This window comes from Gracilimonas sediminicola, from assembly GCF_024320785.1.
In the GTDB taxonomy this organism is placed as follows: Bacteria; Bacteroidota; Rhodothermia; order Balneolales; family Balneolaceae; genus Gracilimonas; species Gracilimonas sediminicola.
In genome coordinates this window covers 770,085-783,066 of record NZ_JANDBC010000001.1, presented here as the reverse complement: position 1 = coordinate 783,066, position 12,982 = coordinate 770,085, and the positions used below count along the sequence as shown (strand labels likewise).

Genomic DNA, 12,982 nt, shown 5'->3' with positions numbered 1-12,982 from the left:
CCCCTCTGTATTCAGTTTTAAGTTATAAAATCACTCTTCAAATGATTCAGCGGCTTCTTCTACAGACTTGTAGTGTTTGAATACCGTGATCAGTTTCGTGACTATCAACAGGCTTTCGATCTTGTCGGTTGCGTTGGCAATTCTAAGATCACCACCGGCTTTACGCATAGTGGTAAGAGCTCCAATCAACATACCGAGTCCGGATGAATTCATGAATTTCACTTTTCCAAGATCAACCACTATGTTGGTTTTATCATTGTCGATGAGTTCATGCAATTTTTCATTCAGACTAACTGCATCAGGGCCACCCATAACGTTCCCTTTGAATTCGATAACAACGCTGTTGTAGCGTTCTGATGTATTAAAGCTCATAGATTTCCTGTTGTTTATGTTTTAAGATTTTTTTGTACGTGCTTCGAGTTCAACTACCAACGAACTGGCTACAAATAGCGAACTGTATGTACCAAGTACAATACCGATTAAGAGGGCAAAAGAAAAGCCTTTCAACACCTCACCGCCGAAAATAAACAGCACAGTTACCACAAACAAGGTGGTAATGGAAGTTATGACGGTACGGCTTAGAGTGTCGTTCAAACTTTTGTTTACCATGGGCATGAAATCCATCCCTTTGTGCACATTGGAATTTTCACGGATACGGTCAAATACAACCACCGTATCGTTCAATGAATAACCCACAATAGTCAGGAAGGCCGCAATAATGGCCTGGTCAACCTGAAGGCTGAATGGAACCAGGTCTGCCATTAGGGTAAATATACCCAATACAATGACTACATCGTGAATTAGTGCTGCTACAGCTCCGGCCGAGAATGTCCAGTTACGGAAACGGATGAGGATGTAGATAAAGATAATCACAATGGCGTATATAATGGCCTGTAATGCTCCGGATTTCAAATCTTCGGCAAAACGCGGGCCTACTACATCGGTTTTAATCACCGTGAATGGGTTATCGGGGTAGAGTTCGGTCATCGAGGAGGTAATAATTTGTTGTACCTCGCTGATGGGTTGCTCATTGTCGGTACGAATGAGGATCTCACTATCAGAACCGAACAGTTTCAGTTCCGGTGTGGCACCGAGGGGCACGGAAAGGTCCGACCTCATGTCAACCACGCTTACCGGGTTCTCAAAATCCAGTACGAACTCCTTACCGCCTTTAAAGTCGATACCATACTGGAGTCCTTTTGTCAGAATTGCTCCAAGCGAAGCGAGGAACAGAATAGCCGAGAAAATATAGGCCACCTTCCGTGCTCCGTTAAAGTCAAAATTAGGGGTTTCAAACCATCTCATAATATTATTCCTTTTGTCGTTTTAAATTTCTTTTTACTGATTAGCCGAAGCTTACAGCAGATTTTTTGGCCTGTGTCAGGTAATCAACAACTACCCGTGTAATCACAATAGCACTAAACAATGATGCTACAATACCGGCCATCAGTGTAACCGCGAAACCTTTGATTGGCCCAACTCCAAAACTGAAGAGGATGATAGCCACAAAGAAGGTGGTTACGTTGGCATCAACAATGGCACTCATTGCGTTGGCATAACCTGCTTCAATAGATGCTTTGAGGGTTTTTCCTGTTCTTTGCTCTTCACGGATACGGTCAAATATCAGTACGTTGGCATCCACCGCCATACCGATTGTCAATACAATACCGGCAATTCCCGGCAGGGTAAGGGTGGCTTTGAATGCCGCCAGAATACCGAGGATGAAAATAATGTTGAGCAATAGTGCGAGATCTGCAATTCCACCACCGGTGCGGTAATAGATAATCATGAAGATGGCTACAATGCCCAATCCAAACAGGATGGAGTTTAAACCGGCTTGAATAGATTCAGCACCAAGAGTAGCACCAACGGTACGCTCTTCAAGAATTTCCAAAGGAGCGGGCAGGGCACCTGAAAGCAGGATGTTTACCAAATCCTCGGCTTCGTCCACACCATCTAATCCGGTGATGGACGATCGGCCATTGGAAATCTTGGTATTTACATTCGGGTAAGAGAATACAAATCCATCCAGAACAATAGCTACCGGCTTGCCAATGTTGGCACCGGTGATTCGGCCCCATTTACGGGCACCTTCACTATTCATAGTCATAGAAACTTCGGGCACGTTGGTAGCCGGGTCAAACTGAACGCTTGCGGCTTCAATTACGTCTCCGGTCAGTTCTACTTGTGTTCTTACACCAATAAGTTGGTACAGGTCTGAACCGCCTTGTCCTTCAAGAGGATTCGCACTCCACATCATGGTGGTGCTTCTTGGCATCATGCGCTGAATTTCTTCAGTTGTCAAAAGGTCCATAACGCGGGCGGTATCTTCAGGAGTAGCATACCCAACGAGGTATGGACTTTGAGCCGGTACCAACACTTCCTCTAAAGGATTGAATTGGTTTGAAGCGGCTGAATCAGCAGTATCAGCACTTTCGGTGTAGTCGTCGTAATATTCATATACGGAGTTTACAAAACCACGGAACTCCTGGGCATCAGCAGCCAGGCGGAATTCGAGTCGTGCAGTTCCTTTCAGAAGGCTACGTACACGCTCTTTGTCTTCCACACCCGGCAGCTCAACAACAATACGGTTGTTACCCTGCTTCACAATAGAGGGCTCGGTTACACCGTAACGGTCAACACGGGTACGAATAATTTCGATGGCCCTGTCGAGAGCGGACTGTCGCTGTGTTTTCAGGAAGGTAGCGATTTCTTCGTTGGTAGAACGGCGGGTAATGTCCATTGCGTCGTTGCGGTAGTACCGGCTGAGGCGGGCATCGGGGTCGCGCGATTCGAATTCAGCAACCATTTCGTCGATGAAATCCGTGTCGTTTTCGAGCGATCGTTCAGCAGCTACATCAATCACGTCATTCAGAAGCTGATCGGCATTTTCGCCGGCCAGTTCTCTGATCAGCTGTGGCACGCCCACTTCAAGCGTTACGTGCATACCACCCTGAAGGTCAAGACCCAGAGAAAGGGTGTTGGTACGAAGTTCTTCCAGCTTTTGCTGTTCTTCTTCCTGGTACTGAGCTCGTTCAGAAGGACTGAGCTCTTCCATATAGTTTTGTTCTAACGACCATACTACTGTTGGGTAGAGGTAATAAATTGTAAGGGCCAGAAAAGCCACGATACAACCGATTTTAAATCCGTTTCCTTGCATAATTTCGTTATTTGTAAATTAGTAATTAGTTAATTGTGGCTCTGAGAGATAATTAATGAGCCGATTTCTTAAAAAAGAGGGGAGTTATTGTTATTCAAAAAAACGAATAACAATTAACCAAAAAACGCCTAAGGCGCACCAATTGCTGTGCCGCCGGAAAGGGGAGAGATATGGAAATTGTACTGGCTGACAGACTGCTGCTCAAACTTTTCCCCCGCAGGAGAAAAAGTAAAGGCTTGTTGTTCTGCAACCATTTTGCCATAAAAGGCTAATCCATCAACCGGTAAAACTGAATGAGGCTGAGCTTGTTTAATAAGTACAGCGTTGCCCATTCCGGAAGATGAATTCTGATAGGCAGTCCATTCTTTCAGAAGAACACGGAAAACTTCACTTTCATCTTTGGATTGTGCATCCACAGGAAATTGAAAGTCATCTGCATGAGCTTTCACCAAAGCTGATGCCTGACGAATCACAGATTCCAGTTCATCAGCGCCGGAAGAAAGTTCTTTGAGCTGATCTACAACCGATGTATTGTCACCGGACTTTAAATTGGATTTCAGCCACGAGGTAAACGCATCTTGTTCTGCATTGTCACTTACCGGTTTCATGAAATAGAAAACCATTCCGGCAAGCAGCAGGCCAACGCTAAACGATCGGATGATATGTGTTCTGAAAAAGTTCATTCAGGCCTAAAATATAATCAACAAATACCCCATTGTGAAAGTAAAAGTTGAAAAGAAATGAAGCTATGCCGGTTGTTTGCTCAAGCGCTCAAATTCCTGGTTTAAAAACTGCCCCGTGTAAGATTTTTCTACTTCTGCTACCTCTTCGGGAGTTCCGGTTGCGATGATTTCACCGCCTCCGGCTCCACCTTCGGGGCCGAGGTCAATAATCCAGTCGGCGGCTTTGATGAGGTCGAGGTTGTGCTCAATCACCATCACCGTATTTCCTTTTTCTACCAGCTGCTGGATTACATTTACGAGCATTCGCACATCCTGGAAGTGAAGTCCGGTTGTGGGTTCGTCCATCACATATAGTGTATCACCGGTTCCAACTTTAGAAAGCTCGCGGGCCAGCTTAATGCGCTGAGCCTCCCCGCCCGATAACGTGGTGGAAGATTGGCCAAGGGTAAGATATCCGAGCCCGACATCTACCAGTGTTTCCAGTTTTCGGCTGATGGCCGGCTGGGCATCAAAAAATTCGGCCGCATCTCTGATGGGCATCTTCAATACATCCGAGATGTTTTTGCCTTTAAAATAGATTTCAAGGGTTTCCCGGTTGTAGCGTTTTCCATTACAAGTTTCACAGGTCACATACACGTCGGGGAGGAAGTTCATTTCGATTTTGCGGACACCGTCTCCGCCACATTCCTCACATCGTCCGCCCTTCACATTAAAAGAAAAACGCCCCTGATCATAGCCCCGGATTTTAGATTCGGGCAGCTCGGCAAATAACCGGCGAATGTAATCAAACACTTTGGTATAAGTGCCGGGATTGGAACGCGGGGTACGGCCAATCGGGCTCTGATCAATGGAGATGATTTTGTCAACATTGTCGAAACCTTCAATGCCATCATAAGTCAGTGGCACGGTTTTCGACTTGTAGAAATAATTGGAAAGAATCGGTACCAGTGTTTGGTTGATCAGTGAACTTTTTCCACTTCCGCTAACGCCTGTAACACAAATGAATTTGCCCAGAGGAACTTCCAGATCCTGGTTTTTCAGGTTATGGCCGCGGGCATTGGTCACTTTGATAGACATGTTGTTTCCTTCACGCCTTGTTTCCGGCATTTCAATGACTTCCTCATCATTCAGGAATTTAGCTGTGCTGGATTCAGGATCGAGCTCATCGGGTTTGCCGGCCGTTACAATGTGTCCGCCATTAACCCCGGCACCCGGACCAAGATCAGCTACAAAATCTGCATGCTCAATGGTTTCCCGGTCATGTTCTACAACAATCACGCTGTTTCCAAGATCGCGAAGGGTTTCTAATGATTTTATCAGTTTGATGTTGTCGCGCTGGTGAAGACCGATGCTTGGTTCATCCAGAATGTAAAGTACACCCACCAGTTGGGTTCCAATTTGTGTTGCCAGCCTGATGCGCTGAGCCTCACCGCCACTCAGAGTTTGTGCTTCGCGGTCAAGGCTGAGGTAATTCAACCCTACATTCAGCAGGAAGTCGAGCCTGTCACGAATTTCTTTTAGCACCTGATTTCCGATAATCTGCTGGCGTTCATTCAGGTTAATTCCATACAAGGTATCGCGCAGCTCCTGAATATCTTTTTGCACGAGATCGTGAATGGTATGGCCGTCAATTTTATAGGAGAGAGCCTCTTTATTGAGCCGGCCGCCATCACATTCCGGACAAGTCACCTTATCCATAAAGGCTTTGGCTTTGTCGCGCTGTTTGTTGGATTTACTGTTGTGATATTGATCTATGATGGTATTTCGTAAGCCTTCAAACTTGTGCTTATAGGTCACCGAGTTATCCTTGAAATCGTAGCTGACAGAGAATTTCTTATCTCCGCTGCCATTCATCAGGATATCGATCAGCTCTTCAGGGTAATCCTTGATGGGGGTTTCAAAGTCCAGATTAAAAGAATCGAGAATGGCTTTCAGCTGCTTGAATACAAAAATATCGCGGGGAGCACCCAGAAAACGAATTCCGCCAGCGGCTATGCTTTGGTCTTTATTGGGAACGAGTAAATCCCAGCTTACATCATAAGTATATCCAAGTCCTTCACATTCTTTACAATTTCCGTAGGGGGAGTTGAAGGAAAACAGGTTTGGAGCGGGATCTTCATAAGCGAGTCCGCTTTCAGGGTCGAATAGTTTCTGGGAGAACAGTCGGTCTGTAGTTTCGTCTCCATCTTTGATGGCAAGAATCACATTTCCATCGGCCATTTCCAGCGCCAACCGAATACTGTCAGCAATGCGTTTCTCACTTTTTTCTGAAATCACGAACCGGTCAACCACAATCTCAATATTATGAGTTTTATAACGGTCCAGCTTCATGTCATCTTCCAGATCTTTAAACTCACCGTCAATTCGGGCTTGTACGAAACCTTGTTTTATGGTTTGCTCAAATAATTCGCGATAGTGCCCTTTTCGCCCACGTACCACCGGGGCCAGACAATAAGCTTTGGTTCCTTCCGGCATATCCATCACGGCCTGCACCACCTGGTCGGCCGACTGTTTTTTCATCTCATTCCCGGTTTTGTAAGAATAGGGAATACCAACGCGGGCGTAGAGCAGGCGGAGGAAGTCATAAATTTCGGTGACGGTACCAACGGTAGAGCGTGGGTTTCGATTGGTGGTTTTCTGATCGATGGAAATTACGGGAGAGAGGCCGTCAATGAAATCTACGGCAGGGCGTTCCATCATCCCCAAAAACTGGCGGGCATAAGCTGAAAGGGACTCCAAAAACCGTCGCTGACCTTCAGCATAAATTGTGTCAAAAGCCAGAGATGATTTCCCCGAACCGGAAAGTCCGGTAATCACGACCAACTGATCGCGGGGGATGTCGATGTCAATATTTTTGAGGTTGTGTTCGCGGGCGCCGCGTACTACAATATTATGTTGCAAAGTCTCTCGTGTTTTTAGATTTCAGAACTTTGAAAAATACAAAACAGAGCCCGGAATTCCTTCATTCCTTTTTTAGAAAAATTTGAATGCAAGCTGAAGGCTGATAAGGAAATGGAATTTGATGGGTGAATTTTACTAATTGCGGGAAATCAAATGAGCATGGAAGAACAAAACCAGTCAGCCACCGAAATCACCCCTGAAAAAGCAGCCGAACGTTTAAAAGAAACGGATAAAGAATTCATTAAACTGTTTGGGCATGGAAGCCTTGAAGTGGAGTATTATAAGCCCGATAAAGCCGATAAACAGCAACCGCATGAACGGGATGAAATTTATGTGGTGATATCCGGCTCCGGATTTTTTGTAAATGGAGATCAAAGACATCCTTTTGAAGCCGGCCAGGTGTTACTTGTACCTGCAGGAGTGGTACACCGGTTTGAAGATTTTACCGAAGACTTTGCCACCTGGGTTTTTTTCTACGGACCTAAAGGAGGAGAAAAGGGGTAGCTTATTCGTCGTTATCTTCCCCGGCAGTCCTGATCAGGCTGTTGTATTCTCTGATAAATAGCCGGTTCGGGAATATACCTTCAGCATCTTCAGATAATTCGGGTTTAATTCTCTTCACAAAATACATCTTCAGGTTGCCAATGTACTTGGTTTCAATCTCTCCGCGCGATTCACACTCAAAGAAATCTTTAACCCGCTCGTAAGTAGATTCAGAGATATTGATGGAGTTTTCTCTGGAATGTTCTTCCAATCGCGATGCCACATTTACGGTTTCTCCCCAGATGTCGTAGGCAAAGCGGGTCTTTCCAATCACACCCACTACTACTTTTCCGGTGTGAATACCAATGCGAACGGGAAGGTATGGAGTGTCCGATTGATTTTTATCTCCAAACGATTGAACAAAATCCCTGATTTTAAGAGCTGTAAGGATGGTATCGATGGGGTGCGATTGGTTACGCTCCGGGATTCCGCCCGCTGCCATGTAGCTGTCGCCAATGGTCTTAATCTTAATCAGATTGTGTTGCCGGGTGTATTCGTCAAACCGGTCGAAGTAGAACGAAAGGCTTTCGATGAGTTTTTCCGGGCTGAGCTCGGGGACTACCTTTGTAAATCCTTCAAAGTCCGTAAACATGATGGTTGTGTCGTGATACCGCTCGGGGGTTACAGTTCCATAAGCCAGCAGGTTCTCCGCAATCTTTTCCGGGAAAATGTTATGGATCAGTTCCTCATGTTCATTTTTGGTGAGCTCAAGCTCTTTGTTGGCGGCGTTTAACCCGCTTTGCATTCTGCTCAGCTGATTATTTTGAGCAAGGGTATTCTTATACGTAGAAATCAACAGATTAACCAGGTACGAATAATCGGCTTTGATCTCATACTCCTTGCCTTCAATCTCCACTTTCACCGTGTCATCTTCCTTCACAGGAGGAGGGGGGTTCAGCATTAACTCATCGATCTTGCTGTACAAGGTTTCGTCATCAAATGGCTTGGTGAGGTAATTATCTGCACCGGCTTCAATTCCCTTCATAATGTGTTCGGTGGTCACCATAGAAGTAACCAGAATAATCGGGATTTTATTAAGCCGGGTATCTTTTTTGATATGCTCACAAAGTTCGAACCCATCCATAATCGGCATATCTACATCACTGAGGATGAGATCCGGATATTCAGTTCGGGTTAATTCCAGGGCATCCTCGCCATTTTGAGCGGTTAGCACCTCGTACCCCTTTTGAATTAATTTATGCCTTGTAAGTGTTACCAATGCCGGATGGTCGTCAACCACCAAAATCCGCAATTTTGTTTCTAACATGATCTGTCTTTAAGAATTCTCTGGTAATATATTTGATTAGGCAAAACAATGTGTGTGAGAATTTTTTAAGCATTAACCCCAAAAAACCGATAGTTTACCTGTTCATTCAACAAAAATTGTACGCATGCAAGAAGTAGCACATAAAAATTGGTCGCCAACATCGTGGAAAGATAAACCGGTAAAGCAACTGCCGGAATATCCCGATCAGGACCGACTGGATAAAAGTTTTGAAACCCTGAAGTCTCTTCCTCCGCTTGTCACTTCCTGGGAAATTGAAGCCCTAAAGGATAAGCTGGCCAATGTTGCGGCAGGAAAAGCATTTCTTTTACAGGGTGGAGACTGTGCCGAAAGCTTTGATGCTACTAAAGCACCTAAGATTGTGAACATGGTGAAGGTGCTGCTGCAAACCAGCTTCATTTTGATTCACGAGATGGGCGTGCCTGTGTTGAGAGTTGGCCGGATTGCCGGGCAGTATGCCAAGCCACGCTCCAATGATTTTGAAATGGTGAATGGGGAAGAGATTCACAATTACCGCGGAGATCTTATCAATGGCTATGAGTCTGAATCCGGAATTCGTATGCCTGATCCACAGCGACTGTTGGAAGGATATCACAAAGCCGGTTTAACACTGAATTTTTTGCGTGCCCTGGCAGATGAAGGTTTTGCCGATTTGCATCATCCCGAACAATGGGAACTCGATTTTATGCAGAACAACGAATATTACGCCGAATACGAGGATATGGTGAACTCCATAACCAAAGCCGTGCGTTTTGTTGAGTCTATTGCACCGGATACGTTCTCAACCCTGCAAAAAGTAGATTTCTATACTTCACACGAAGCGCTGAACTTGTATTACGATTCAGCCCAAACCCGCCCTGTTCCACGTAAAAAAGGATATTTTAACCTGAGTGCACATATGGTGTGGCTGGGTAACCGAACCCGGGATCTTGACGGGGCACATGTTGAGTATTTTAAGGGAATCAATAATCCGGTGGGCATTAAAGTAGGGCCTCCCTATGAAATTGATGAAACGATGAAGCTGATAGAAACGCTGAATCCAAATCATGAGGCTGGTAAAATTGTGCTCATCACCCGTTTTGGAAAAGACACTGTTGAGAAAGAACTTCCTAAACTGATTCAAGCCGTTCGTCGGGAAGGATTCCCGGTTGTTTGGAGTTCAGACCCTATGCACGGAAATACATTCAGCACCGATGGCGGCATCAAGACCCGCAACTTTGACGATATATTAAGTGAGGTTCAGTCATCTTTTGCTATCCACCGGTCGGAGGGGAGTTACCTCGGCGGTGTTCACCTGGAGCTTACCGGTGATAATGTGACCGAATGTGTGGGTGGCGCCAAAGGATTAGGTGAAAAAGAACTTCAGCATAATTATGAGACTTTCTGTGATCCGCGCCTCAATTACGAACAGAGCCTCGAAATGGCCTTCCTCGTAGCCCGCGAGTGGAAGAAAAGTTATTCTTGATAGGTGTTAGGTGTTAGGTTTTAGTTAGTCACTCAGCGAAAGCGAAGAACCTTTGTTTACTTAATTACCAAGTATTAAGGGTAAAGATCTTTCGCTTCCGCTCAAGATGACCCTAAAACCTAAAACCTAACACCTAATCCCTAACACCTAATCCCTAACCCCCCCCCCTCTGTCAATTTTGTCTGGAGTCTGTCATTGTTGAAACGGCTTCACTGTCAACCTTTCCATTTTATAGATTCTGTCTGAAATTTCATCAGGATCGTTTGCCCGTCTGTCAGCATATCCCTTTGCTTATTCTGTTGGCATATGCCTTGCATTAGTAAAAGTGAATTAACGAAAAAACGAAAACTTAAATGCGAGGTTAATTATGGCACTTGTTAATTACACCCGACCCAATGTTGATCTTCACTCAAAAAGATTCAGCGACATCTTAGATGAGTTTTTCAATGAATCACTGAATTACAGAAACGATTCGTTCATGCCTTCAGTAGATATTTCTGAAACCGAAAATCAGTTCGATGTTTCAGTTTCGCTGCCCGGTATGAATAAAGAAGATATTAACGTTGATCTCGACAACGGACACCTTACAATAAGCGGTGAGCGTAAACTCGAGAACGAAGAAAACGGTAAAAACTTTCACAGGGTAGAATCAAGTTATGGCTCATTCAGCCGTTCTTTCCAGCTACCCGATAGTATTGATGAAGAAAGCATTACCGCGAAATATGAAAATGGTATTCTGAATATCACCATTGCCAAAAGCGAAGAAAAGGTTAAGAAGAAGATCGAGATTTCATAAATCTGATCCATTAGGTTAAGGGAGCCGAAGTCCCTTGAGTGGGGCTTCGGTTTCTTATTTATATCTACAGAATTGTAAAGGTTTGTGGAAGCACACAATTTTAAAAACGTGCTGCGTTATAAATACCGCAATCCATGAATAACAATTAAATCAGAATAAATATGAGTACCACAGTAAAGAATATATTTGGGGTGGCCGCAGCGGTTGTTGTGCTGTTAGGTTTTAATCTTGCCATCGACAGCGACTCCGTTACTCTTCCGGATTCTACAACTAATCATAAGGTAGAATCTGCTGAAGAAAAGCCGGTTGCTTCACTTAAAGATTTTAATGATGCCATTGTTGACATCGCCGAAAACACAAACCCGTCTGTTGTAACCATAACCACCAAGCGAGTGGAAGAAGTGCGGGTTGTCAATCCCTTTTCGCAGTTTTTTGGGAATCCCAGAGGTGAAGGTGAAACCCGGGAGCGAGTTCAGCGTGGGTTAGGTTCAGGAGTGATTGTATCTGATGAAGGATATATACTGACCAATAACCACGTAATTGAACAGGCCGATGAAATACAGGTACGTTTGTTTGATGGCAACGAAGTTGATGCCGAACTGATTGGCACAGACCCACAAACCGACATCGCCGTACTAAGGATAGATGTAGATAATCCACCGTCCGTTCCAATGGGCAACAGCGACGAATTGAAAGTAGGCTCATTTGTACTGGCAATTGGAAGTCCACTTAGCGAGAATTTAGCACACACGGTATCTTTTGGAATCGTCTCTGCAAAAGGCCGGAATATTGGATTAATCCAAAACCGACAGGAGCAATGGGTTGGTTATGAAGATTTTATTCAGACGGATGCAGCCATCAATCCGGGTAACTCCGGCGGCGCCCTCATTGATATAAATGGAGAATTAGTAGGTATTAACTCGGCCATAGCATCCAGGTCAGGCGGAAATGACGGCATTGGATTTACTATCCCCATCAACCTGGCAAAACGAATTATGAACGACCTGGTTGATGATGGCGAAGTTTCCAGAGGGTATCTGGGAATGTATATGGCCGGAGAAGTAGATCAGACCATGGCGCGTGGACTGGGACTTGGAGACATCCGGGGAATCATGGTAGGTCGTGTTGAAGAAGACGGCCCTGCTGATAAAGCCGGTTTACAGGAAAAAGATATCATTATATCTTTGAACGGTGACAAAGTTAAAGACTGGGCCAGTTTCAGGACCAGAATCGCCGCTTACAAACCGGGCGATGAAATTGCCTTGGGTATTATCCGTGATGAAGATAATATGACGCTGGACGTTACGTTAGGAAAACGTCCACAGGAACAAACGGCTTCTATCGCTCCTCAAAATAAAGAAGAGATGGACGAGCGACTTGGCTTTACGGTACGGGAGCTGTCATCCGAAATTCGCAGCCAGCTCAATATTGAAAACGAAACCGAAGGAGTTGTTGTTCTGGAAGTTAGAGATGGCAGTAATGCTTACGAAAGGGGACTTAGGTCACGGGATATTATTACCGAGGTAGGCAGAACACCTATTGATTCAACAAAAGATTTTTACGAACAGCTTGAAGAAATAGAAAGTGACGTTGTTCTTTTGACCATTAAAAGAAATGACCTGGAACAATACATCGCTTTCGAAATATAAATGTAATCGAAGCATAGATTTTTTGTACCCCGAAAACCCAAACCTTGATCCCTGATACGGATCAGGGTTTTTATTCCGGGTCGGGAACTATAACCGACTCAAAACGTGTTTTCCATTTACCAAAAATTACACGGATACTTTGTTAACATTTTGTATCTTATAGCATAAGATTTTAGAAAAGAATTTGTACCCCGAAAAACCCAAACCCTGAACTCTGATACAGTTCGGGGTTTTTTATTTTAAACAATTTCAGGGGGATAGCATCTACTTCAATAGAATATGAGCTTCCATTAAATGACAAGTAGAGCTGATGTTATTGCACGCACAGCAATCACCTGTTTGAATAGATTTCTAATACTGATGATCTTCTGTTCCTGTCTATATGTAGCTTCTCAAAAAAAATGAACTGCAGCCAATACCCTTCAAATTCATTTTCGTCCTGCAATTCTGTCAATAAAATTTCGTAGGCACGATTTTGGTTTTTATTCAGGTAGAAAAGA

Annotated in this window: 10 protein-coding genes; 4 read left to right on the top strand and 6 right to left on the bottom strand. The window is 44.5% G+C overall.

Annotation, left to right across the window (positions count from 1 at the left end; translation table 11 throughout):
- Positions 1 to 30: 30 nt before the first annotated feature.
- From NM125_RS03600 to uvrA, 5 genes are all read right to left on the bottom strand, one after another.
- On the bottom strand, positions 31 to 372 hold the full coding sequence (locus NM125_RS03600; protein ID WP_255132945.1) for an STAS domain-containing protein: 342 nt from the start codon (positions 370 to 372) through the stop codon (positions 31 to 33).
- Positions 373 to 393: 21 nt separating this feature from the next.
- On the bottom strand, positions 394 to 1,305 hold the full coding sequence (secF, locus tag NM125_RS03595; RefSeq protein WP_255132943.1) for a protein translocase subunit SecF: 912 nt from the start codon (positions 1,303 to 1,305) through the stop codon (positions 394 to 396).
- Between the two features lie 40 nt (positions 1,306 to 1,345).
- Positions 1,346 to 3,160 (bottom strand): protein translocase subunit SecD, encoded by a 1,815-nt coding sequence (gene secD, locus NM125_RS03590; RefSeq protein WP_255132941.1) that lies wholly within the window; start codon positions 3,158 to 3,160, stop codon positions 1,346 to 1,348.
- Positions 3,161 to 3,288: 128 nt separating this feature from the next.
- Positions 3,289 to 3,843 carry a hypothetical protein gene (locus NM125_RS03585; protein WP_255132939.1) on the bottom strand — a complete coding sequence of 185 codons (555 nt, stop codon included), beginning with the start codon at positions 3,841 to 3,843 and terminating at the stop codon, positions 3,289 to 3,291.
- Positions 3,844 to 3,906: 63 nt separating this feature from the next.
- Positions 3,907 to 6,744: an excinuclease ABC subunit UvrA gene (uvrA, locus tag NM125_RS03580; RefSeq protein ID WP_255132937.1), complete on the bottom strand. Its 2,838-nt coding sequence runs from the start codon at positions 6,742 to 6,744 to the stop codon at positions 3,907 to 3,909.
- Positions 6,745 to 6,903: 159 nt separating this feature from the next.
- Here uvrA and NM125_RS03575 point away from each other — a divergent pair, with 159 nt between their 5' ends.
- Complete coding sequence (locus tag NM125_RS03575) at positions 6,904 to 7,248, top strand: cupin domain-containing protein (RefSeq protein WP_255132935.1); 345 nt, start codon at positions 6,904 to 6,906, stop codon at positions 7,246 to 7,248.
- A gap of 1 nt (position 7,249) precedes the next feature.
- Here the strand turns inward: NM125_RS03575 and NM125_RS03570 are convergent, their stop codons facing one another.
- Positions 7,250 to 8,554, bottom strand: coding sequence for an adenylate/guanylate cyclase domain-containing protein (locus tag NM125_RS03570; RefSeq protein WP_255132934.1), 1,305 nt, complete (start codon positions 8,552 to 8,554; stop codon positions 7,250 to 7,252).
- Between the two features lie 124 nt (positions 8,555 to 8,678).
- Here NM125_RS03570 and NM125_RS03565 point away from each other — a divergent pair, with 124 nt between their 5' ends.
- The 3 genes from NM125_RS03565 to NM125_RS03555 all read left to right on the top strand — a co-directional run bounded on the left by NM125_RS03565 (position 8,679) and on the right by NM125_RS03555 (position 12,482).
- Positions 8,679 to 10,037 (top strand): class II 3-deoxy-7-phosphoheptulonate synthase, encoded by a 1,359-nt coding sequence (locus tag NM125_RS03565; RefSeq protein WP_255132932.1) that lies wholly within the window; start codon positions 8,679 to 8,681, stop codon positions 10,035 to 10,037.
- 367 nt (positions 10,038 to 10,404) lie between these two features.
- Positions 10,405 to 10,833 carry an Hsp20/alpha crystallin family protein gene (locus NM125_RS03560; RefSeq protein ID WP_255132931.1) on the top strand — a complete coding sequence of 143 codons (429 nt, stop codon included), beginning with the start codon at positions 10,405 to 10,407 and terminating at the stop codon, positions 10,831 to 10,833.
- A 161-nt stretch (positions 10,834 to 10,994) separates the two neighbouring features.
- Complete coding sequence (locus tag NM125_RS03555) at positions 10,995 to 12,482, top strand: Do family serine endopeptidase (RefSeq protein WP_255132929.1); 1,488 nt, start codon at positions 10,995 to 10,997, stop codon at positions 12,480 to 12,482.
- The last annotated feature ends 500 nt before the right edge of the window (positions 12,483 to 12,982 follow it).

Coding starts and splice junctions, on each gene's coding strand:
- NM125_RS03600 (WP_255132945.1), bottom strand. CDS start 372: ATGAGCTTTAATACATCAGAACGCTACAACAGCGTTGTTATCGAATTC.
- secF (WP_255132943.1), bottom strand. CDS start 1,305: ATGAGATGGTTTGAAACCCCTAATTTTGACTTTAACGGAGCACGGAAG.
- secD (WP_255132941.1), bottom strand. CDS start 3,160: ATGCAAGGAAACGGATTTAAAATCGGTTGTATCGTGGCTTTTCTGGCC.
- NM125_RS03585 (WP_255132939.1), bottom strand. CDS start 3,843: ATGAACTTTTTCAGAACACATATCATCCGATCGTTTAGCGTTGGCCTG.
- NM125_RS03575 (WP_255132935.1), top strand. CDS start 6,904: ATGGAAGAACAAAACCAGTCAGCCACCGAAATCACCCCTGAAAAAGCA.
- NM125_RS03570 (WP_255132934.1), bottom strand. CDS start 8,554: ATGTTAGAAACAAAATTGCGGATTTTGGTGGTTGACGACCATCCGGCA.
- NM125_RS03565 (WP_255132932.1), top strand. CDS start 8,679: ATGCAAGAAGTAGCACATAAAAATTGGTCGCCAACATCGTGGAAAGAT.
- NM125_RS03560 (WP_255132931.1), top strand. CDS start 10,405: ATGGCACTTGTTAATTACACCCGACCCAATGTTGATCTTCACTCAAAA.
- NM125_RS03555 (WP_255132929.1), top strand. CDS start 10,995: ATGAGTACCACAGTAAAGAATATATTTGGGGTGGCCGCAGCGGTTGTT.